Source organism: Pseudomonas sp. 21LCFQ010, assembly GCF_024129905.1.
Classification (GTDB): domain Bacteria; phylum Pseudomonadota; class Gammaproteobacteria; order Pseudomonadales; family Pseudomonadaceae; genus Aquipseudomonas.
This window is the reverse complement of sequence record NZ_JAMYDZ010000012.1, coordinates 1-23,301: the sequence shown is the minus strand read 5'-3', so window position 1 is coordinate 23,301 and position 23,301 is coordinate 1. Positions and strand designations below refer to the sequence as shown.

Genomic DNA, 23,301 nt, shown 5'->3' with positions numbered 1-23,301 from the left:
CTCAAACCTTGAAACGCGAAACGCCGCTGCGCAGCCCCACCGCAACCTGACTCAACTCGTCAATCGCGAAGCTGGCCTGGCGCAGGGACTCGACAGTCTGGCTGCTGGCATCGGCCAGTTGCACCAATGCCTGGTTGATCTGCTCGGCACCACTGGCCTGGGCCTGCATGCCGTCGTTGACCATCAGCACGCGGGGTGCCAGCGCCTGGACCTGATGAATGATCTGCGACAGTTGCTCACCGACCTGGGTGACCTCAAACATGCCGCGGCGGACTTCTTCGGAAAACTTGTCCATGCCCATGACACCGGCCGAAACCGCCGACTGGATTTCGCGCACCATCTGCTCGATATCGTAGGTCGCCACGGCGGTCTGGTCGGCCAGGCGCCGCACCTCGGTCGCCACCACAGCAAAACCGCGGCCATATTCACCGGCCTTTTCGGCCTCGATGGCCGCGTTGAGCGACAGCAGGTTGGTCTGGTCGGCGACCTTGACGATGGTCACCACCACCTGATTGATATTGCCGGCCTTCTCGTTGAGGATCGCCAGCTTGGCATTGACCAGGTTGGCCGCGCCCATGACCTGATGCATGGTTTCTTCCATCCGCGCCAGACCTTGCTGGCCGGAGCCGGCCAGCACCGAAGCCTGGTCGGCGGCCGAAGTCACCTCGTTCATGGTGCGCACCAGGTCCCGTGACGTGGCGGCGATCTCTCGCGACGTCGCGCCAATTTCAGTGGTCGTGGCTGCGGTTTCGGTCGCGGTGGCCTGTTGCTGCTTGGAAGTGGCGGCGATTTCGGTCACCGAGGTAGTGACCTGCACCGAGGAACGCTGGGCCTGGGCCACCAATGCGGTCAGCTCGGTCATCATGTCGTTGAAGCCGGTCTGCACGACATTGAATTCGTCGTTGCGGTCCAGATTCAGGCGCTGGCTGAGGTCACCGGTGCGCATGACTTCAAGGATGTCGACCAGCCGCTGCATCGGCGCGATGATCGAGCGCATCAGCAGCAAGCCGCAGGCACCGGCCGCGGCAATGGCGATCAACAGAGAAATCACCATGCTCACTTTGGCGGTCAGCACGGCGTCGACAATGTTGTCGGTGGCCTGATCGGCCAACTGCTTGTTGGCCACGATAATGTCGTTGAGCTGCTTGCGCCCCAGCGTCCACACCGGATTGACCTGGTCGTAGAATTCGGCCCTGGCCTTGGCGTATTCACCCCGCTCATAGGCGGCATGGGTTTCCTTGAGCAGCCGCGAGTAGAGTTCACGCTGGGTTTCGAACTGCTGGAAAGTGGCTTTGTCGGAGTTATCGAAAATCGACTGCTTATAGCCGTCGATCTGCTTTTGCAGAGCATCTTCGAAGCCCTTGAACTGCTCGCGCTCGGACTGGGTCAGCGGTCGCCCCTGGCCTTCACCGATCAGTTCAAGGGTACGGATATAACTCTCGCCCCAGGTGCTGCGCACCAGGGTGCTGTAATAAACCCCCGGCAACGCGTCCAGGCGAACCACTTCTTCGCTGGACTCGATCTTCAACAAGCGCGAGTAAGACGCCACCACCATCAACAACATGATCGTGATGATTACGGCAAAACTCGCCAGGATCCGTTGGCGCAAGGTCCAGTTTTTCACAGTCATCCCTCAAGCGTTCAACACCGGCCGGGCGGTGTTCATGAAGTTGGACCGAACGCCGGCCCAGGCGCGCTGAGTATAGCCCAGCCATTAATCCAGTAGCGCGTCCATGGGCAAGTAAATAACAACTGCCAGAACAAGCATTTGAGTGTGCCCCCAAGCCGTCGGAAAAATCACGACAACCGCTCTGCGACGCAGGCTGGCGCCGTCCCTGCGGCCCATTCAACAGTATTTGGCGGCGCCATGTTTAATAGATAGTTACCACCTTTGGCCCAATACCCTACCCGTAAGCTTTGTTATTTTCTCAACCGCAACAAGGCTTGCTTCACTATGGATATCTCTCTTTCTGATGGGCTCCCGACAAGGCTCCAGACGCACCGGGCAATCATCGAACGGCGCACGCCCGCCTGGCTGGCCAACGCCGGCCCGGACACTCATACAGCGCTGCGCAAGGCCGCCAGCCAGGCACTGAAGCAGCCTTGGCTGACCAAGGCCCGCGACGATACCCCCGCCATTGTTGAGCAGTTACAAGCGCTGTACGCTGAACACCATCATCTGCAACAACGTATTGCCCCCAGCCTGCAGCGGCTGGGCACACTTGAAGACTTTGCCGCACCGCGCCTGACCCAGGCTATCAAGCAACAGTTCGACCTGGATCTGGATGTGCGCGCGGCGCATTTGTTTCACGCCAGCCACACCCGTACCGAAGACACTTTCGTTAATGCGGCGAAAGATCCAATTGTCCAAGCCAATAGCACCTTGCGTGCAGCCATCCGGCCGCTGCTTGAAGCCGCTTTGCAAAACTTCCAGGCCGAAGAGACTGTACCGGGTGCAATGGACCGCGATCAGCATTTCAAAGCCGGGATCTTTGCCAGCCATCAGGTGCTGGGGCCTTACCTGCAAGGCACTCCTGTCGCCCTGCCGGCCCATGAGTTTGCCGCCTTGTCCAGGGGGCTGGACCTGGGGGGTGAATACCAGAAACACATCGACAGCGTGTTCGACCGGGTAACGATCGGCGACCTCCAGGCGTTCGAGCGCTCGACACTGTTATTGCAGGTTCACCTGGCGTTGCTCAAGCAACGCATCGATGCGCCTGCGCACACGGCCCTGTTGAATCTGCTCAACGGCCGGCCCGGCGCACAGCTCAATGGCCAAGAGCTGTACTGCAGTGCCCTGACCCTGTGGGACGTCGAGCTGACCGGGGTCGCGCTGATCAGTACCGACCGCGACGCCAGCACCAGTGTCCAGCCGGTGATGCTGTACATCCCTGAAGACCCGGTTGCACCGCTGCAACTCCATGCCTCGGCACAAGCGCTACATAAAGCGCTGCGAGAACGCCTGTTCAATAAGCGTTATGCAGACTTTTTCAGCGGGCTGCTTCCCGCGCGCCAGCGCAGCCATGTCATGAATACCCTGTACAAGCACCTGTACCCCAAGGTCAAGAAAGGCCCGTGGTATGGGCAGCGCTGGCTGGAACATGAGGCCGATCACAACGCCCGTCTCAAGCTCGGCGAAAACCATCTTGCCCAACCGCTATTCGAAACCCTGGTACACCGCAAGCTGACGGTCATCAAGGACGATGCACGATTCAATGGCGTACCCACTGCCGAACAGGATCAACGCAGCCATGAGCAGCGCATGGCCTGGTGGCGTGACAAGGCGCTCAACGTTCTGAACATTGCCGCCTTTGCCGTGCCGGCCCTGGGCGCGGTCATGCTGGCAGTGACCGCCGTTCAGTTGTGTTATGAAGTCTATGAAAGTATCGAGAGCTGGGAGCATGACGAGCGCCAGCAGGCTTTGAGCTATTTGCTGGATGTCGTGGAAAATATCGCCCTGATGGCGGCCATTGGCAAGCTCGCCGCTCACACTGCTCCGCTGCCCGCCATCGAAGCTCCGGGGTTTGTCGAGACATTGGCGCCGGTGCGGCTGCCCAGTGGCCAGCAACGTCTATGGAAGCCGGACCTTGCACCGTTTGCCCACGACATTCTGCTGCCAGCTGACCTCAAGCCCAATGCGCTGGGCCTGTACGAGCATCAAGGCAAGCAATGGCTGGTACTCGATGAGGGCACCTACTCAGTCAAGGCCGACAGCCACGGCGACTTTGTCATCGAGCATCCCGATACCGGCCAGCACTTCGAGCCGCCGTTGCGTCACAATGGCGCGGGCGCCTGGCTGCACCCGCTGGATAACCCGCGCCAGATGCACGGCCTGAAACTCCTGCGCCGCTTGGGTTATGACACCGCCAGCCTGCCCGATGCCATGGCCCGGCAAGCCCTGCAAGCCAGCAATACCTCTGAAGCGGTGCTGCGCCACGCCCTGACCGAACTGGGGCGCCCCCCGGCGCTGTTGGTCGACACCATACAGCGCCTGCAACTGGATCGGGAGCTGAGCCAGGCCGGCCAGCCCGAGCTGTTCGACACTCGCTATCAGGCCCGCCAAGCGTCGCCGGTCGCAGGCGTAGAAGCCTTGCAGCAGGCCTTGCCGTCACGCCTGCCCGCCAGCGTCGCGCAGGAGCTGTGGAGTCATGCGTCCACTGCGCAACAACAGCAGTTGCTCAACGAGCACAAACTGCCGATCCAGTTGGCCGAAGAAGCCCGTCACTATCGTCAGCAGCTACGCCTGACACGTGCCTATGAAGGTCTGTACCGGCAATCGTCGCACAACCCTGATACCGACCAGTTGATCCTGCACAGCCTGGAGTCACTGGTCGGCTGGTCCAGCGAACTGCGCCTTGAAATTCGCGATGGGTCATTCAACGGTGCACTGCTCGACAGCGTCGGCCCCGTCGATGCGCCCAAGCGCAAGGTGCTGATCAAGGAGCAAGGCGGCTATAGCGCTCGCGATGCCCAGGACCGTCACCTCAATGACCGTGCTGACCTGTATGCCTCGATCCTGCATGCCTTGCCCGACGCCGAGCGCCAGGCATTGGGCATACCGCATACCGGCCAACGCGCGGTGCTGCAACGCCTGATTCAATACCAGCCACTGGCGCGTCATCAATTGCGCCGGGTGTTGGCAATGCCTGAGATCCGGCCTGGGTTTCGCTCGCCGATGCGCTTGGCCGACGGGCGAATCGGTTATCTGCTCAGCGGCCGGCCGGGCACACACTGGACAGTCAGCCGCCACTATCTGCTCGACCGGTTGAGCCTGCTGGAGTTCGACATGCTCTGGCCGGATGAAATGCTCCAGCGCCTGCAAGACTTTGGCATGAGCCTGGACAGAATTGATGCACGGCTTGACGCGGTGCTCGAAGAACAACGCCTGTTGCGCGAAAGCCTCGAAACCTGGCGCGGCCTTGAGCCGCTGCAGACGGAGGAGGCACAGTCAGTCAACGCTCGCCTGAGCACCGCCATCTGGAGGCACTGGACGCGGCACAGCCTGCCCGAGCTGGGCTTGGCACCTGAGCCACTGCACCTGGAAAATTTTGCCCTGCAAGACTTTGCGCCGCAGTTGCCGGCGTTCTTTGAGCAGCGTGTCACCGCTCTGCAACTCGATGACCTGCGCCCTTCTGCCACGCATGGGCGGCCCGCTGACCTGCTGTCGGTCGACAACCAGACCCTGCAACAGTTTCTGTCGCGCTGGGGCAATGCCCGCTCGCTGGGCCTGCGCAACAATCCCGGGGCCGGCCTGCTTACCCGCTATTACCCCGGCTTACTGGGTACGGTGTCCAGCAGCCTGCCGAACCTGACCGACTTGCGCCTGATCAATCTGCAACTGTTGCTCAACCAGGCAGAAATGGACGGTTTGCTGCCGCTGCTGCAGTTGCGCAACCTGGAGTTGTCCGGCAGCCGCTTCAGCCAGCACCAGCCACTGTCGCTGGAGTGGCTGCGGCCCCAACGGCTGGTGCTGGAGCGCACCGAGCTGCGGCATTGGCCGACCTGGCTCGACAGCCGGGTGCCTGGCCCCATTCGCGAGTTGTCACTGGCCGGGAACCACCTGACCGAATTGCCTGGCTACATTCTCGATAACCCGCACAGCCCGGACAACCATAGCGTGATCGACGTGCGGGGCAATCCGTTATCAATGGGCACCATCTTGCGTGCGCGCCTGGACGACGCACTGGCCGATCGCTCATTCAGCTACCGGATCGATACCCCGGCCGCCATGGAAGTCAACCTGGGGGTCCTGATCAGCGAGCGTAACGCACTCACGCAAGCCATCGAAGACTGGAACGAAGCCAGCACCTCCAGTGTAACCCTGTCGCCGCAGACCATCGCCCAGCGCCGCCGGATCGGCGTGGCCCTGATGGATCACTGGCGCGCTTATGCCCGTGGTGAATCGCAGACGGCCCTGCATCTGGAAGATATGGATCTGGCGCAGTTTCCAAGACGCCTGCCGGGTTTCTTTTATTTACGGGTGCGCTCGATGCGCTTGCACCGGATCACAACCACAGATGAGCAATTGGGCAACCTGCTCAGGTTCATGATCAACCTCGGCAGCTTGCGCATAAGTGGCGAGATGACCCCGCTGCTTTCGCCACCTCAGGCGCTGCTGGGGCTTTCGAGTTTCAGCAACCTGAGCCTGATTGACACAAACTTGCGCATCGACCGGCGCTGGACCGATTTTTTCGCTCGTATGGTGCGATTGGAAAGCCTGGAGCTCGACGGCAACTTTCTCGGCGACGTGCAGGAAGTATCCAGCCTGGGGCACCTGAGTCTGCGCTGGCTGTCGCTGCGCAATACCGGACTTCAAAGCTGGCCTGCCTGGATGACCGACAGGTTGCCCGCTACTCTGGAGACACTGATTCTGGATAACAACCAGTTGCAGGACATTCCCGAACAACTGCTGGCCAACCCGCGCCGCCAGTGGGGGCACACTGAAATAAGCCTGCGCGGCAATCCGTTGTCCCACGAAGCGATGCAGCGCGCCCATACCTCACAACGTTACGGGCGCTCGTACAGCTTTGAAATGGACTTGCCGCCGCAAATCCGCGAAATCGCCTGGTACGAGTCCCACGACTCCGACTCGACCATGACCGAGTCCGACTACTCAATGCACACCCATAGCCCGGCCACCTCGTCGACCCTGGAGCTATCGGGCATCGAACCCTGGCTGGACAATAACACCGAGCGTCCTGAAGTCTGGCGACAACTGGAACAGGATGCCGATGCCCGCCACTTGCTGGCGCTGATCGACTACCTGCAACAAAGCGCCGACTACCGCAATCAGTCCAGCCGTGCGCAACTGGTCGAGCGAGTCTGGCAGGTTCTGGAGGCTGCGGCGCGATCGCCAGAGTTGCGGGCCACCCTGGACGGCATCGCCGAGCAACCGCTGCAAATGATCAGAGAACAGGACACCTGCCCCGACGGGGTCATGGTGGAATTCAACCAGATGGAAGTCATGGTTTTCACTCAGCAGTCGTTGCAGGACCTGCCTGCCACCAGCAGGGGCGCGGCATTATTGAACCTGACCCGACGCCTGTATCGCCTGCATGAGCTTGATCGCATTGCCCGCGAGCGGGCCAATGGTCGGGATGAAGCGGAGGTGCGTCTGGCCTACCGGTTGCGTTGGGCGCAAGAGCTGGACCTGCCGGTCCCGCCGCAGCGCATGCTTTATGAAGCCCACGCCCGCTTGCAGCCTGACGAGCTGAACGCGGCGCTGGCGCGGGTGCAGGCCGGTGAACGGGGTGATTCATTCCTGGCGTTCGCGATTACCCAAACGCCTTGGGTCACTTACCTGCGCGAAGAGTACGCGACAGGCTTCAATGGCTTGCAAAGAATCTATCGCGACAATCTCAATCGCCTGACCGATCGTTACGAGCAGCTTGGCCTGAGCCTGAGCAGTGCACAATTCGAGGCCGAGGCTCGCACGCTGGACCAGCAGTATCAGGACGACCAACTGACCTTGCTGAGGGCGCTGACCGTAGATGCGGTCGTTTCAGGACCCTCGCCGGATCAGCCAGCGGCGCTGGCTGAACCACCGGCGTCTGGAGCGCTTATGCCTGACGCACCTGAGCCTCCAGCTCAGCCTTGAGCGTCGGTGCCAGGTTGAGCTGACGGGCCAGTTCGTCAAGGTAGGCACGCTCCATGAAGTGCTCCTCATCAACGAGAATCAGGCTGGCAATGTACATTTCGGCGGCAATTTCCGGGGTGCGTGCGGCGCGTGCCACGTCTACCGGGTCCAGCGGCTTGTCCAGTTCGGCATGCAGCCATTGGCGGAACTGCCGGTCGTCATGAAGCTTGACGAACTCGCCCTCGATCAGCTCACGCTCGCGCTGGTCCACATGGCCATCGGCCTTGGCAGCGGCCACCAGTGCACGCAGGATCGCCTGGCTGTGTTCCTCGGCCTGATCGGCGGGCAGCCGGTCAATGGTCTGCGGTTCCCGCAGGCCGGCCTGGCCCTGGCTGGCCTGCCAATTGTTGTAAGCCTTGTAGGCAATCACGCCCAGCGCCGCCAGGCCGCCATAGGTCAACACCTTGCCGCCCACGCCGCGGCCTTTCTTGCCTTTGAGCAGGCTCATGGCCCCGGCGGCCAGCGCACCGCCGCCAGCACCTGACAATAAACCGCCCAGCCCGCCAGCCGCAGCGCCGGGCAACAGGCCGCCAGCCTTGGGACGCTTGCCCGATGTGCCGCTGACCTTGTCCTGCAGCATCTGCTGGCCGGAGCGCAGCAGTTGATCGAGCAGACCTCGAGTGTTCATGAATGTGTTCCTCGACCTTGATGGGATGTTCAATTGACCCACACAGTAAGGCGAAGTCACCCATGTACGGCTGTTACTAATAATTCCAGATATTTCATCGGCCACTAAGGGGGCAGTCATATCAGCAGGTACAAAAGTTGATATTCATTTGAATAAATTCCACTCATACGAATCGCCCTATTGATCCCGATGCAGGCGCTGCTGAGCCCCTTGTAAAATCGTTGATCGGCCGCCGCATGGCGGATTTATTTCAACTACCACTGCCTAGGCTCTGTGCCCTACAACCTCCCCATAAAAGTTGCGCACTTGCGCGGGCAGAATCATTGACTCTCCCCTTTACGGGAGAGTTTAGACTGCGCGCCGTATCTGCCGTGGCCAGAGCCTTCAACAGGCCTTGCCCAACGCTTGCAGAACGCAGCATCTGCCTGGTCTCTGATCATGCCCGGGTGCCCTCTGTTTATGGAAAAGCTCTGGAGTAACACCATGGAAAAAGCCGACGTACTGGTAACCGGCTACGGTCTGGTCGCACCGACGGTCATGGATGCCAGAGGTTTATTTGCCCTGCTGGGCCAACATGGCTCGTGCCTGCGCGAACATCCAGACCAGCCCAGCGGCCCGGCAGGCTTTATCGACGAGCAGCAGTGGCTGCTCATCGACGAGGCAATCACCGATGAGTCTGCCAGCCAGTCGCGCCACACCCGGCTTAGTCGCTATGTTGCCGAACAGGCACTCGGCCAGGCAGCCTTGCGCGCTGAAGATTTCAGTGCCGCCCGCAGCGGATTGTTTCTCGGGTGCCAACCGGGGCAGTATCGGCAGACCCGCTGTCTGGCTCAGTGGCTGGGGGTGCATGAATATGTGTCGAGCCATTCGGACGTCTGTGCCGCCGGCACCGTTGCCATCGGTAAGGCGTATCGCGCGGTTGCCAACGGCGAGCTGGAACTGGCGCTGTGCGGCGGCATTGAACTGCTACCTGAGGGCAGCTTCGCCTCCAGTGCCCAGGCACCCAGCCCGTTCATCCCCAGCGAAGGGGCAGCGCTGATCGTGCTGGAATCGGCCAGCCACGCGCAACGCCGTGGCGCGCGGGCCTTGGGCCGGGTACTGGGCTACGCCGATCGGTATCAAGACACTGCCGAGCCCGGTGCACTTTACGTGCAGTGCATGCAGGCCGCGTTACATGACGCGGGGCTGGCGCCGCGCCAGGTTCAGCATGTCAATGTCCACAGCCCCTCGCCGCTGAGCATGGACAACCACGAAGCCCAGGCTGTCAAACAGGTATTCGGCACCGCCCTGCCCGACACGACATTCGCCGCCAACAAATTCGCCGTCGGACACGCCCTGGCCGGTAGTGGCGCCATCGAAGCCGTCTTGTCATTGATGTCGCTGCAATTGGGCGTGCTGCTGCCGACGCCAGACGACGGCGCAGCCAGGTCGCCACATACCACCATGAACTTCCCTGATTCGTTACAGCAACAGACCATCGATGCGGTGCTGTCCAACTCGTTCAGCCGTAACGGCACCAGCAGTTCCCTGGTACTTGGTCGTGGCTGAGTGATCATGCCGGGAGGGTCGTGCAATCAGACTCAGGCACTGGTCAGTCGGCGCTCGAAAGCCAGCAAGCCATCGAGCATCTGCTGCAAGTGAGCCATCTGGTTAGTGAGTTCGAGCTTTTTCGCAATAATGGCATCGAGCATCAATTGCCGTGGCAGTTCTCCGACCTGCTGGCCCTGCAGGATGGCCTGCATTTCCTTGAGCTTGAAGCCCAACTGTTGAGCGCCTTTGATAAAACTCAGGCGCTCAACCGTTTCATGGGTATAAATCCGATACTTTCCTTCGCGCAGTGGCTCGGGTAGCAGGCCGATCGCCTCGTAATGGCGAATGCATTTGACCGTAGTGCCCGCCAGGCGGGCGACTTTGCCGATAAACATGAGCTACTGAACTCCATGGCCTTTTGACACACTCGCGCCAGCATAAGCGCCAATTGTGACATGCCGGAGTGCCTCAGCAACCGCTCAAGATCAATGAAAGCACCGCAATAGAGCCTTGCGCCTATTGCGGTGCGGATGGCTGTCAATCGCGCAGGTCAGATTCGTGGATGGGCTGGTCGCGATGGGTGGCCCGTTGATACTGAGCGGGCCATACCGCCTGCCGGCTGCCCAGGTCGTCATCGGCGTGCAGCGCCCAGTACGGGTCGCGCAGCAGTTCACGGGCCAGCAGAATGATATCGGCCTGGCCGGTGCGCAGAATGTGTTCGGCCTGGGCCGGTTCGGTAATCATGCCGACAGTGCCGGTGGCAATGTCTGCCTCCTTGCGGATGCGCTCGGCAAAGCGGGTCTGGTAACCCGGCCCGACCGGTATTTCGGCATGCACTGAAGTCCCCCCGGACGATACATCGATCAGGTCAGCCCCCAGTGTCTTCAACCGCCGCGCCAGTTCGACGGTTTCATCCGGGTTCCAGCCATCCTCTACCCAATCGGTGGCCGACACTCGCACGAACAGCGGCAACTCGGCAGGCCAGACTTCGCGCACCGCTTCAGTGACCTGGCAGACCAGCCGGATGCGATTTTCAAACGAACCACCGTAGCGGTCATTGCGCCGGTTGCTCAGCGGTGACAGGAACTGATGCAACAGGTAACCATGTGCTGCATGGACTTCGACAACCTTGAAGCCTGCGGCCAGCGCCCGTCGGGTCGAGGCCACAAAGGCATCGATGACCTCGTTGATCTGGTCCGGGCTCAAGGGCTGCGGGGCGACGTGTTCAGGGTCAAAGGCAACCGCCGATGGCCCCCATGGCTGCCAGCCGCCCTCTTCGAGCGGTACGTTGCCATGCTTGCCCAACCAGGGCCGCCAGGCACTGGCCTTGCGGCCGGCGTGGGCCAGCTGGATGGCCGGAACGGCGCCCTGGGCTGTAATGAAACGGGTGATGCGCTGCAGCGGGGCAATTTGCTCGTCGTTCCAGAGCCCCAGGTCCTGAGGGGTGATACGACCATCAGCGGTGACGGCGGTGGCCTCGGTAAAGATCAACCCGGCGCCGCCGACTGCGCGACTGCCGAGGTGGACCAGATGCCAGTCGTTGGCCAGCCCGTCGACACTTGAGTACTGACACATCGGCGACACCGCGATGCGGTTCGGCAGTTGCAGTTGGCGCAGGGTATAGGGTTCTAGCAGCAGACTCATGGCGACCTCTCTTGTGACAGTCAGGCGTGCAGCACTTCGCAGGAAGGAGCAGTGCCGGCCGCGCAGGTCGTGACCAATCCAGGCCGTTATCGACGATGCGTGGCGGCTTCTCCTTTTTCTATATAGGAGCCTAGTCGACAATTGCCATGGGCACAGGGTTCATCGCTTTGCACGTCGTAGGAGCGGCTTGAGCCGCGAAAGCCATTCGCGTGGTGTAAGAGTCTTTGCTGCGGTTGTCTATTCGTCAGGTTTCGCCCTGCTGGGCGAAACCTGTCTCAACCGACTCTTTTCAACGCGGGGCGATATGGGTCACCAGCAGTTGGACGGTTTCATTACCACGAAACTCGTTGAGGTCCAGACGGTAGGCCAGTTCTACCCAGCGGATGTTCGGGTTGGGCCAGATGTCGCGATCTACGCCGAAGGCGATGCCGTCCAGGCGCACACTGCCACATTCGGTCTTGAGTACCATTTTCAGGTGCCGTTCACCGACCACCCGTTGCTCGGCCAACTGGAAGATGCCGTGAAACAGCGGCTCGGGGAAGTGTTGTCCCCATGGGCCGGCGTTACGCAGGGCGCGGGCCAGTTCCAGATGAAACTCTTCGACGGCCAGGGTGCCGTCGGATAACAACCGGCCAGTGAGGTCGTCTTCGTTCAGCTGGCGGCGTACTTCGTCGTCGAATGCGGCGCAGAATGCCGGGAAGTTTTGCTCTGGCAGCGACAGGCCTGCGGCCATGGCGTGGCCGCCAAATTTGCTGATCAGCTCGGGATATCGGGCCGCTACCGCATCGAGCGCGTCGCGGATATGAAAGCCTGGCACCGAACGCGCCGAGCCTTTGAGCACCCCGTCACCGGCGCTGGCAAAGGCGATGGTGGGCCGGTGGTAACGCTCCTTGAGCCGTGAAGCGAGGATGCCGATCACCCCTTGATGCCAGTCCGGCTCGAACAGACACAGCCCGAATGGCATGGACTCTTGCGGCAAGTCCTTGAGCTGCGCCAAGGCTTCGCGCTGCATGCCCTGCTCAATGCTCTTGCGGTCCTGGTTCAGCTCATCGAGCTGCACCGCCATTTCCCGGGCCCGATCCGGGTCATCACACAGCAGGCATTCGATCCCCAGGCTCATATCGTCCAGCCGCCCGGCAGCATTCAGACGCGGCCCCAGGATAAACCCCAGGTCGGTAGAGGTAATGCGTGAAGGATCACGCCGAGCGACCTCAAGAATGGCACGCAGGCCAGGACGGGCGCGACCGGCGCGAATCCGCATCAGGCCCTGATGGACCAGAATGCGGTTATTGGCATCCAGCGGCACCACGTCAGCGACGCTGCCCAGCGCCACCAGATCGAGCAACTCACCGAGGTTCGGCTGGGCGCGCTGATCGAACCAGCCGATCTCACGCAGGCGGGCGCGCAGGGCCATCAGTACGTAGAACATCACCCCGACGCCGGCCAGCGATTTGCTCGGGAAGCTGCAGCCTGGCTGGTTGGGATTGACGATCGCATCGGCGGCCGGCAATTGATGGCCAGGCAAGTGGTGGTCGGTGACCAGCACTCTGAGCCCGGCGGCCTTGGCAGCGGCCACGCCGTCGACACTGGAGATACCGTTATCGACGGTCATCAACAAGTCTGGTGAGCGCTGCAGCGCCACGTCGACAATTTCCGGGGTCAGGCCATAGCCGTACTCGAAACGGTTGGGCACCAGATAGTCGACATGCGCAGCGCCCATCAGGCGCAGCCCGAGCACGCCCACGGTGCTGGCAGTCGCACCGTCAGCATCGAAGTCACCAACGATCAGGATGCGCTGGCGTTGCTGCAAGGCCTCGACCAGCAGGTCCACCGCCGCATCGATGCCCTTGAGCTGTTGATACGCAATCAGCCGCGCCAGGCTCTTGTCCAGCTCCTCGGCCGAGACCACGCCACGCGACGCATACAGGCGGGTCAGCAGCGGCGGCAGATCGCCAAGAACCGGCAAGGGACTGGGCATGGGACGGTGTTCGATACGCATGGGTACTGATGTCTCTTTTCAAAGTGATACGGGGTGATCAACCGCGCTCGCCGGCCAGCCATTGCAATTTCACTTCATGCTGGCCCCGGTCGTCGGTCACAAACACCTCGCCATCAGAGATCATGACGTCCCACTTGATGACCCGCGGCATGTCTTTGGCCAGGACTTCCAGAACGTCCTGCGGCACCGCAGCGATGCTGACGTTCTTGAGGCTTTTCGCTCCAGCGACTACTTTTGTTTCCCAGACACGCAAGCTGCCATAGGCCAACAGGCTGGTGCGCTCGGTACGCCGTGAACACCAGGTCAGGCGCTCCAGATCAGGCTGGCCGACTTCGATCCAGTGCAGGACGCGGTCATCCAGGCTTTTTTCCCACAGCGCGGGCTCGTCTACTTCAGACAGGCCACGACCGAAGGCCAGTTGTTCGTTGTACCACAGGGCATAGGCCAGCAAACGGACGGCCATGCGCTCTTCGGTCTCGGACGGATGACGGGCGATGGTCTGCTTGACGCTCTGGTAAATATTGCGATCGATGTCGGTCAGATTGAGTTCGAATTTATAGGTGGTCGACGGCTGGGCCATGGACGGGCTTCCGGAGCAGGAGAAAGCCGATAAGTCTACCCGATGCGCAGGCGGTGAACGACCACATCCGGGCGGACTCAAAGTTGTCAGACAAAAACTGCAAAATCCGCTGGCTTAATCCGCATTGTTGATGCAATTTGAATTACTTTCCCGGAGGTTGAGTTTCACGCATGTGTCTTGGCGCCGCACCCTTTGCACGCTTGCGTCTGGCTGTCTGCCTGTTGCTGTTGGGTCTTGGCACACTGCCTGGAACCAGCCAGGCCAAAGACACGCTGATCTGGCTGATGCGCGATATGCCTCCGGTGACCATTTTTACCGGCCCTGATCAGGGTCAGGGCGCTATCGACAAGCTCATGCCGCTGCTGATCGCGCGTATGCCCCAGTACGATCATCTGTTAATGCGCGTCAACCGCGCGCGCGGCCTGCAGATGCTCAACGAACCCAGCTTCACCTGCGACCCCACCTTGCTGTGGACCGCTGAACGGGCGAAGAAAATCATCTATTCCATCCCCACCTATGCCGTATTTGCCAATGGCCTGACCGTGCGCAAGGACGATCTGGCGCGTTTCACGCCCTTCATTGCCAACCGGCAAATTGATCTGAAGGCCCTGCTGGCCAGCAAGACCGCCAAAATCGGGGTGGTCGCAGGCCGCAGCTACGGTCCGGTGATCGATGAGATCCTGAGTCAAGTGCCCGAAGAAGAGATCTCGTCGCATTACGGTAACGATGCGATTGGCAGCATGCTGCAGATGCAGCGCCTGAGCCGGATCCAGGCGATGATCAGCTATTGGCCGGAAGCTCGCTATCAGGCGCTGCAACAAGGGATTCGCGAAACCGAACTGGTGTTTCTGCCGGTCAAGGATGCTCCCAAGTATCAGTTCACTCACATTGGCTGCTCCGATACCGAGCAGGGGCGCGAAGCCATGACGATCATCAACCGGGAAATGCGCGTATTGCGCGAAGAAAAGCTGATCGAGCTGTATGCAGAGTGGCTAGACCCGAAACGGCGCGAAGAATACCTGCAGGACGCCAAGACGTTCTTCATCGATAAATAGTCAAAAAGAAACCCCGAGCAGCGGGGATGACTGGTCGGGGTAAACCTTGGACCTGTAAAGGGCCAGACGGCAGGTAGCAATCACCGGAGCACAATGATCGTTCCTGCCATACCTGATCAGAACCCGATCCGGGCAGAAGGTTCCTGCCAGTCGATCAGGCAAAAACCGGTGCAGCGACCAGTGGACGATTTGCGCTGGCATTGCGCATGGCAGCAATCACACACGGCTCGATACGCCCCTCGGCCACCAGCAAATCACGATGCAGGCCATCGACCACGTCAGTCAGCAACAGTCTGTCACGCAACTGGTCGGCGCTGAAACTGCGCTCGATCACCACAGTGCCGCAGACATCCTTGAGGGTCACCAGCCGCTCGCCCCGCGGGCCAGCCGTGCCGATGCTGGCCTGATAAGGGGCCAGCGCTTCGCTTAGCAGCAAACTGATATTTTCCATCTTGATCACCCCTCGATTATTTGAATGCAAAAGATGCTTATCAATGACCTGCGTTCAGTACAGAAAGTTCTAATGGCAAGCGGGACTCCCTGCCCCGTCAATCGAGCATGCCTATGAAATGTGACAGGGAAAAAACCGCGGCAGCTGATCAACACTGATCAGCATCGCCCCGCCATCGGGTCACACCCGCATGCCTGCCCCGGTCGCTGCAGGGCGTGACCTGCGTGTTGTTCATATTGCTGGCGCAGTTGCTCAAGCTCACGTTCCAGGTGTTTACGGTCACTGATGTCCATCCAGCCACCCAACAGCCCCTGCAAGCGACCGTCTGCTGCGTAAAACGGCACGCTCCATTGCCAGGCATCCACGCGGCGGCCATTGAGTTCGAAGGTCCGTTCGACGAACACCGGCTGGCGACTCTCAAGCAACTGCAGGTAGTCGGCGTGCATTCGTTCAGCGAGCTGGCGCGGCAACAGCTCGATATCAATCAGCCGTCGTCCCTGCATATGCTCGACGCTGATCTCGAAAAACTGCTCGTAGCTGCGATTGCACGATACCAGGCGGCCCTGCAGGTCACGCACATAGACCGGCATGGGCATGGCATCGAACAACGCTTGCTTGAACGCCAGTTGGTCATTGAGTTGCGCCTCAACCTGGCGACGCTGAGCGGCCTGAATGCGCAAACGGCTATTACAGGCCAGCAAAACCAGACCCAGCAGCAGGGTCAGGACAACGCTCCAGACCAGCCATTGAGGAATGCGACTCCAGAGTGACGGCTGCGGCAGGCTGGCACTCAGCCATTTCATGCGGATCGTACGCATCTCGGTCACCGGAAAAGCCTCCAGAGCCTTATTGAGGATGCTCAACAGCTCAGGATGCGATTTGACCACCGCGAAGCGATCCGGCGACCACTTGCCATCGACGCTGCGGCCAACCTTGAGCTTCTCGGAACTGAACAGATACGCCCCGGCCTCGTTCTGGATCGTGACATGGGCCTGGCCCTTCTCGACCAGCTCACGGGCCTGGGCGTAGGTCTCTACCAGGCGCAGCTGGATATTGGGGTAGTTTTGCCGAATTTCGCTTTCCAGCGCATGCCGGGCGGGCAAGGCCAGAATGCGGTTACCCAACTGCGCGAGGCCGGCAGGTGAAGCATCGCCGCGCCGGACCACAAATACCCAATTGTTCCCACCAAATGAGTAGGTAAAGTTGAGAAACACTTTACGCTCCGGGTTCTCCGCCAAAGTGGTGTTCAACTCGGCCTCGCCACGATTCAGGGCTTCCAGGCTGGCCAGGGTAGACGGCATGCTCTGGTGAACGAACTGCAAGCCGGTCATCCGCGAGATCCGCGCCAGAACATCAGCATTGAGCCCCACCCAGCGGCCCTGTTCGTCACGATAGATATAGGGCGGGTGTTCGGTGGTCGCCACGGTGATGCGCGGGTGCCTGGCCAACCAACTGCGCTCAAGGCTGCTCAGGGCGATACGCTGCTCACCGAGGTACGCATTCAGCCCGGCAGTCCAGCGCGCCTGCACCTCACGCTCAAGGTGTACATCCAGGCTCGCCAGCGCCTGGTCCACAAGCCCCTTCAGACGTCGCTCATCAGCGCGCAACGCAAAAGCAAAGCCATGGGGTGCCAACGCGCTTTCAAAATGCACCTGCAACGCCAGATAGGGACGCATGCTCAGGTAGGAACGAACCACGACGTCATTGCCGATAAGTACATCCACCTCTTGCTGCCTCAGTGCCTCCATGGCGCTATACAGGCCGGGAGCCAGAATGATCTGGCTGTCCGGGTAGAGCCTCTGGAGTGCTTGCGGATCGGCATAATCGTCCAGCACCACGATCTTTTTGCCGGCTAACCCTCGGGCGGGCGGCAGCGCGCTGCGGTGCCCGACCACCACCGCGCGGTCAGGCATGTAAGCACGTGAAAAGGCTAGCCCGGCCTGCCCACGCTCAAAGGAGCTGGCGCTGCTGAGCAGGTCGATGCTGCCATCACGCAGGGCATCAATGGCATCGTCACGCTGGCTGAAACCCTTGAGCTGAACAGGCATATTCAGCTTGCCAGCGAGCAGGCTCAGGTAGTCTGCGCTGACGCCCTGATAGCGGTTGCCATCCGTGGTGATATCGATCGGTTCGTTATCAGCAACGACGATGCCGACCCGTAGCGCCTTACGCAGGTCAAGCCACTGTCGGTCACTGGCGTTGAGCACCAGCGGCTGAACGGGTTCAAACGGCGCGGCCAGGGTGAACGGTAAACTCTGCCCGGCACCCGCTACCGTGCTGAACAGCAGCAGCGCCAGCAGCACCAGCAACATGGCTGGCCACCTGTGGCGCTGCGCTTCGCTGACCGTCACAACGACCGGTCCTTGTCTGCTCACCTGCTTCACTGCCGCTCACTCTTGCCGGATCACTCGAAAGGCAGAGTTTGGCATGCGCAAACAAGAAGGCCCGCCAGATGGCGGGCCCCAAGTGTTACACAACGATACCGTCAGAGTGGCTTGCCACGGTTGCCGTGCTGGCTGACAAACGCCTGTACCGCTTTCAGGTCGTTGGGCAACACTGTGCAGCGCTCTTCACGCTGGAACAGGTCAGACAGGTGGGCAGGCAACTCAAGCGCCTTGCCGACACCGGCCTTCTCTACCGCTTCAGGGAATTTCACCGGGTGTGCTGTACCCAGCACGACCATTGGGATGTCCAGGCTGCGACGGCACTCGCGGGCCGCACGAACACCGATGGCAGTGTGCGGATCAAGGACTTCACCGGTACGGGCGAAGACCTCAGCGATGGTCTCACAGGTCTGCTCGTCGCTAACCGCCAGCGAGTCGAACAGCTTGCGGGTTTCAGTCCAGCGATCCTGTTCGACGCTGAACCCGCCACCTTGCTTGAAGGTGTCCATCAGTTCGGCAATGGCGGCACCATTGCGGCCGTGCATGTCGAACAGCAGACGCTCGAAGTTCGACGAGACCATGATGTCCATCGACGGCGACAGGGTCGGATGCAAGGCATCCTTGACGTACTGATTGCCGCTCATGAAGCGGTGCAGGATATCGTTGCGGTTGGTGGCGACGATCAACTGGTTGACCGGCAGACCCATGTTGCGCGCCAGGTAGCCGGCGAAGATATCGCCGAAGTTACCGGTTGGTACCGAGAACGACACCGAACGCGCCGGGCCGCCCAATTGCAGCGCTGCATGGAAGTAGTAGACGATCTGGGCCATGATCCGCGCCCAGTTGATCGAGTTGACCGCGACCAGCCGCGTACCTTTGAGGAAGTCCTGGTCAGCGAAGCTGGCCTTGACCATTTCCTGGCAGTCGTCGAAGTTGCCGTCGATAGCGATGTTGTGGATGTTATCGCCCAGGATGGTGGTCATCTGCCGGCGCTGCACGTCCGACACCCGGTTATTGGGGTGCAGGATGAAGATGTCGACGTTGTCGCAACGGCGGCAACCTTCAATGGCCGCAGAACCGGTATCACCGCTGGTCGCACCGACAATCACCACGCGCTCGCCACGCTTGACCAGCACGTGATCGAGCAGGCGGCCGAGCAACTGCAGGGCGAAATCCTTGAACGCCAGGGTCGGGCCATGGAACAGCTCCAACACCCATTCGTTGCTGTCGAGCTGACGCAGCGGTGCCACCGCGCTGTGCGCGAACACACCGTAGGTTTCTTCGAGAATTTTTTTGAAGTCGGCATCGGCGATGCTGCCTTCGACGAACGGGCGCATCACCCGGAACGCCAGTTCGTGGTACGGCAGGCCGGCCCAGGAGGCAATTTCTTCCTGAGTGAAGCGTGGCAGGTTTTCCGGGACATACAGACCGCCATCACTGGCCAGACCGGCCAGCAATACGTCTTCGAAATTCAACGCCGGGGCTTTGCCGCGAGTACTGATATAACGCATGGGTGCAAACCTTTGGTTTGAGCTGCAAGCTCCAAGCCTCAAGCTGCAAGCCGAAACGTGACCGGCTTCATCTTGCAGCTTGCAGCTTACGGCTTGAAGCTGCTCTTAGTTAAGGTGTTCGACGCGGATGCGGACCACAGGGCCGACGACATCCTGCAAGGCTTCCAGGGCTTCGATGGCATCGTTGATACGCTGCTCCACGACTTCGTGGGTCAGCAGGATCATCGGCACCAGGCCATCCTGTTCCTCGACCTCTTTTTGCATGATCGATTCGATATTGATACCGCGCTCGGACAGGATGCTCGCCACCTGAGCCAGTACGCCCGGATGGTCCTTGGCCTGGATCCGCAGGTAGTAGGCGCTTTCACAGGCCTCGATCGGCAGGATCGGATGGGTCGACAACGAGTCAGGCTGGAAGGCCAGGTGCGGCACGCGATTGGTCGGATCGGAAGTCATGGCACGCACCACGTCCACCAGGTCGGCTACCACCGACGATGCCGTCGGCTCCATGCCGGCGCCGGCGCCGTAGAACAGGGTAGAGCCCGACGCGTCGCCGTTGACCATTACGGCATTCATCACGCCATTGACGTTGGCCAGCAGACGGTCAGCCGGAATCAGGGTCGGGTGCACGCGCAGTTCAATGCCCTGCTCGGTGCTACGCGCCACGCCCAGGTGCTTGATCCGGTAGCCCAGCGCTTCGGCGTAGTTGACGTCAGCGGTGGTCAGTTTGGTGATGCCTTCGGTGTAGGCCTTGTCGAACTGCAGCGGAATGCCAAAGGCGATGGACGCCAGAATGGTCAGCTTGTGCGCCGCATCGATGCCTTCGACGTCGAAGGTCGGGTCGGCTTCGGCATAACCGAGGGCCTGGGCTTCAGCCAGAACGTCCGGGAAGGTACGGCCTTTTTCACGCATCTCGGTGAGGATGAAGTTACCGGTGCCGTTGATGATACCGGCCACCCAGTTGATGCGGTTGGCCGACAGGCCTTCACGGATCGCCTTGATCACCGGAATACCACCGGCGACAGCAGCTTCAAAGGCCACAATCACACCCTTCTCGCGGGCGCGGGCGAAGATCTCGTTGCCGTGTACGGCAATCAGTGCCTTGTTGGCGGTGACGACGTGCTTGCCATTGTCGATGGCCTTGAGCACCAGTTCACGGGCAATGGTGTAGCCGCCGATCAGTTCGACAACCACGTCGATCTCAGGGTTGCTGACCACCTCGAACACGTCGCTGGTGGTCGGGGTACCGGCAAGCTGGCAATTGGGGTTGGGTGTACGAACCGCAATCTGCGCGACCTCAATACCACGCCCGGCACGGCGGGCGATCTCCTCGGCGTTGCGCTGAAGTACGTTAAAGGTACCGCCACCGACGGTACCCAGCCCACAAATGCCTACTTTGACCGGTTTCACTGATGAACTCCCCGTAAAGCGGTCGCCCCCTCGGGCAACCGCACAGAACAACTGCATGCACTGCAGCTGAAAAAATTTGAATTATTTGGCGCCCAGCGCCAGCTTGGCCACCTGGGCCGCCGGCTGGTAACCCGGAATCACCTGGCCGTCAGCCAGCACGATGGCCGGGGTACCGTTCACACCAATCGACTGACCGATCTGGAACTGTTTGCCGACCGGATTATCGCACTTGGCTGCCTTGATATTCTTGCCTTCGACCATCTGGTCCATGGCCAGCTTGCGGTCCTTGGAGCACCAGACCGCCTGCAATTGCTGGTCACCCGGCGAACCCAGCCCCTGACGCGGGAAGGCCACGTAGCGGACTTCGACACCCAGCTTGTTCAACTGGCCGACTTCTTCATGAAGCTTGTGGCAGTACGGGCACGTGGTGTCGGTAAAGACAGTGATGTGCGACTTGGCTTCACCCACGGCCGGATAGACCACCATGTCGGCTGCCGGAATACCGTTGATGGTCTGGGCGATGGCCTTGCGCTCGGTCTTCTCGGTCAGGTTGACCGGTTTACCGTCCTGGATCTGGAACAGGTAACCCTGGACCACGAACTGGCCGTCGCCACTGGCATACAGCACACGGCCGCCCTTGAGCTTGACTTCATAGAGGCCATTGAAAGGGCTGCTGGCAATGCTTTCGACCGGCAGTTCAAGTTCGAGGGAGTCCAGGGTCTTGCGAATGGCCTTTTCAGCGCCAGCGTCTGCCTGGGCGAAAAAGCTGAAAGTACTGAGCAGTACTGCGGCGGCGACAGCAAAAAAGGAAGGCAAACGCATGAAAACTCCTATAACGGCGGACAGAATCGAGGGCATCCGACACTGCGGATCGTGCCTCGTTCCGCGGAACCGCCAAAGCCTACCACATTACCCCGGCAAGACGGACCCGGACTGTCGGGCAAATTATCCACGCGGATGATGGGTCGCATGCAGCTCCTGCAGGCGTGCCCGGGCGATATGGGTATAGATCTGGGTGGTGGACAAGTCACTATGGCCCAGCAGCATCTGCACCACCCGCAGGTCGGCACCGTGATTGAGCAGATGAGTCGCAAAAGCATGCCGCAAGGTGTGCGGCGACAATGATTTGTTGATGCCTGCCACCAGCGCATGCTGCTTGATCCGGTGCCAGAACGTCTGGCGGGTCATCTGCTCGCCGCGCAGGCTGGGAAACAGCACGTCGCTGGGACGCCCGTTGAGCAACTCGACACGGGCACCGCGCAAATAACGCTCGACCCAGACGATGGCTTCTTCGCCCATCGGCACCAGCCGCTCTTTACTGCCCTTGCCCATGACCCGCAGCACGCCCTGACGCAGATTGACCTGCTCCAGAGTCAGGCCGATCAGCTCACTGACTCGCAACCCGCAGGCGTACAGCACTTCGAGCATCGCCCGGTCGCGCTCACCAATCGGCTCGCCCAGGTCCGGCGCGGCCAGCAAGGCTTCGACGTCGGCTTCGGACAGCGACTTGGGCAATGGCTTGCCCAACTGCGGCATCTCGACTTGCAGGGTCGGGTCAACGGCGATCAGCTTTTCGCGCAACAGGTAGCGATAAAAACCACGCAATCCTGAAAGCAGGCGCGCCGTGGAACGCGGCTTGTAGCCGTTATCCACGCGCCAGGCCAGATGATCGAGAATCACCTCGCGGCCAGCCTCGGACAACTGCACATTGCGCTCGCTCAACCAGCCATTGAACAGCGTCAAATCACTGCGATAGGACTCGCGGGTGTTATCAGAGAGGCCTTTCTCCAGCCACAGGGCATCGAGAAAGCGGTCAATCAGAGGGTGATCCAGGGCAGGCATTGCGGTTCGAGGCACACAGAAGAGGATGACAGACCCTACTACAAGACTTTCGGCAGATAAACGCCAGGCACCAAAAAGATCCCGCAGCCATGGGACTGCCTGACCATCGGGGCGCGACAAGCCCCGCCGTTCAGGGCGGGGAAGGATAGCGCGGACGGCGTAGCCGTCCCTGGTTGCAGTGGGGTGTCTGCTGCTGTTCGATGGACGCACCGCCACAGGATGAAGCGCAGTAACACGGCGACACAGATGCCCTTATACGGCGGTATTTCGTTACAAAGACCCCATGGGCATGCACCTTGAAAACACCGTGCCGTCCGCGCCTAATGTCGTCTTCATTGCTCATGGCTCAAGAGCAGCATGCAACGACTTCAAGCCTTCAAGTACGAACTCATGCCAGACGGCCGACAGGAGCGGCAAATGCGCCGCTTTGCCGGCTCCTGTCGCTTCGTCTTCAACAAGGCGCTGGCGTTGCAGAAGGAGCGCCACGAGCAAGGCGAGAAGAAGCTCGGCTATGCGGGCCTGTGCAAGTTGCTGACCGAGTGGCGCCATAGCCCGCAAACCGCATGGCTGGCCGATGCGCCTGTTCACCCGTTGCAACAACAGAGCCTCAAGGATCTGGAGCGGGCCTACA

General features: G+C 60.6%; 16 protein-coding genes and 1 pseudogene. 4 read left to right on the top strand and 13 right to left on the bottom strand.

Annotation, left to right across the window (positions count from 1 at the left end):
- Position 1 precedes the first annotated feature (1 nt).
- Positions 2-1,624 (bottom strand): methyl-accepting chemotaxis protein, encoded by a 1,623-nt coding sequence (locus tag NJC38_RS15255; protein ID WP_045493638.1) that lies wholly within the window; start codon positions 1,622-1,624, stop codon positions 2-4.
- A gap of 330 nt (positions 1,625-1,954) precedes the next feature.
- Between NJC38_RS15255 and NJC38_RS15250 the strand changes: the two genes are divergently transcribed.
- Positions 1,955-7,597, top strand: coding sequence for an NEL domain-containing protein (locus NJC38_RS15250; RefSeq protein ID WP_253115498.1), 5,643 nt, complete (start codon positions 1,955-1,957; stop codon positions 7,595-7,597).
- Here the strand turns inward: NJC38_RS15250 and NJC38_RS15245 are convergent.
- Positions 7,560-8,264 (bottom strand): tellurite resistance TerB family protein, encoded by a 705-nt coding sequence (locus tag NJC38_RS15245; protein WP_253115496.1) that lies wholly within the window; start codon positions 8,262-8,264, stop codon positions 7,560-7,562. The two genes, NJC38_RS15250 and NJC38_RS15245, sit on opposite strands and share 38 nt — an antisense overlap.
- Positions 8,265-8,747: 483 nt before the next feature.
- On the opposite strand from NJC38_RS15245, the gene NJC38_RS15240 reads away from it, so the two are divergent.
- Positions 8,748-9,812, top strand: coding sequence for a beta-ketoacyl-[acyl-carrier-protein] synthase family protein (locus tag NJC38_RS15240; RefSeq protein WP_253115494.1), 1,065 nt, complete (start codon positions 8,748-8,750; stop codon positions 9,810-9,812).
- Positions 9,813-9,844: 32 nt separating this feature from the next.
- Here the strand turns inward: NJC38_RS15240 and NJC38_RS15235 are convergent, their stop codons facing one another.
- From NJC38_RS15235 to NJC38_RS15220, 4 genes are all read right to left on the bottom strand, one after another.
- Complete coding sequence (locus NJC38_RS15235; protein WP_045481314.1) at positions 9,845-10,189, bottom strand: MerR family transcriptional regulator; 345 nt, start codon at positions 10,187-10,189, stop codon at positions 9,845-9,847.
- Positions 10,190-10,331: 142 nt separating this feature from the next.
- Positions 10,332-11,438: an NADH:flavin oxidoreductase/NADH oxidase gene (locus tag NJC38_RS15230; protein ID WP_253115492.1), complete on the bottom strand. Its 1,107-nt coding sequence runs from the start codon at positions 11,436-11,438 to the stop codon at positions 10,332-10,334.
- A gap of 289 nt (positions 11,439-11,727) precedes the next feature.
- Positions 11,728-13,437, bottom strand: coding sequence for a single-stranded-DNA-specific exonuclease RecJ (recJ, locus tag NJC38_RS15225; protein ID WP_045481321.1), 1,710 nt, complete (start codon positions 13,435-13,437; stop codon positions 11,728-11,730).
- A gap of 37 nt (positions 13,438-13,474) precedes the next feature.
- On the bottom strand, positions 13,475-14,017 hold the full coding sequence (locus NJC38_RS15220; RefSeq protein ID WP_045481325.1) for a YaeQ family protein: 543 nt from the start codon (positions 14,015-14,017) through the stop codon (positions 13,475-13,477).
- A 170-nt stretch (positions 14,018-14,187) separates the two neighbouring features.
- On the opposite strand from NJC38_RS15220, the gene NJC38_RS15215 reads away from it, so the two are divergent.
- Complete coding sequence (locus NJC38_RS15215; protein WP_253115491.1) at positions 14,188-15,072, top strand: TIGR02285 family protein; 885 nt, start codon at positions 14,188-14,190, stop codon at positions 15,070-15,072.
- Positions 15,073-15,226: 154 nt separating this feature from the next.
- Here the strand turns inward: NJC38_RS15215 and NJC38_RS15210 are convergent, their stop codons facing one another.
- The 7 genes and pseudogenes from NJC38_RS15210 to NJC38_RS15180 form a co-directional block, all read right to left on the bottom strand.
- Positions 15,227-15,523, bottom strand: coding sequence for a DUF3509 domain-containing protein (locus NJC38_RS15210; protein WP_253115489.1), 297 nt, complete (start codon positions 15,521-15,523; stop codon positions 15,227-15,229).
- 251 nt (positions 15,524-15,774) lie between these two features.
- Positions 15,775-17,832 (bottom strand): annotated as a pseudogene (locus NJC38_RS15205) (transporter substrate-binding domain-containing protein); the annotation flags it as partial.
- Positions 17,833-18,008: 176 nt separating this feature from the next.
- Positions 18,009-19,418: a threonine synthase gene (thrC, locus tag NJC38_RS15200; RefSeq protein WP_045481328.1), complete on the bottom strand. Its 1,410-nt coding sequence runs from the start codon at positions 19,416-19,418 to the stop codon at positions 18,009-18,011.
- 105 nt (positions 19,419-19,523) lie between these two features.
- Entirely contained in the window at positions 19,524-20,828 is a 1,305-nt protein-coding gene (locus NJC38_RS15195; protein WP_253115487.1) for a homoserine dehydrogenase, read from the bottom strand.
- 81 nt (positions 20,829-20,909) lie between these two features.
- Complete coding sequence (gene dsbC, locus NJC38_RS15190; RefSeq protein WP_045481334.1) at positions 20,910-21,650, bottom strand: bifunctional protein-disulfide isomerase/oxidoreductase DsbC; 741 nt, start codon at positions 21,648-21,650, stop codon at positions 20,910-20,912.
- Positions 21,651-21,773: 123 nt separating this feature from the next.
- Positions 21,774-22,670, bottom strand: a complete 897-nt coding sequence (gene xerD, locus NJC38_RS15185) for a site-specific tyrosine recombinase XerD (protein ID WP_253115485.1) — start codon at positions 22,668-22,670, stop codon at positions 21,774-21,776.
- Between the two features lie 130 nt (positions 22,671-22,800).
- A complete protein-coding gene (locus tag NJC38_RS15180) occupies positions 22,801-23,013 on the bottom strand; it encodes a hypothetical protein (RefSeq protein WP_253115483.1) in 213 nt (70 codons plus the stop codon).
- 14 nt (positions 23,014-23,027) lie between these two features.
- On the opposite strand from NJC38_RS15180, the gene NJC38_RS15175 reads away from it, so the two are divergent.
- The coding region (locus NJC38_RS15175; protein WP_253115482.1) for a helix-turn-helix domain-containing protein at positions 23,028-23,301 on the top strand (274 nt) is incomplete at its 3' end.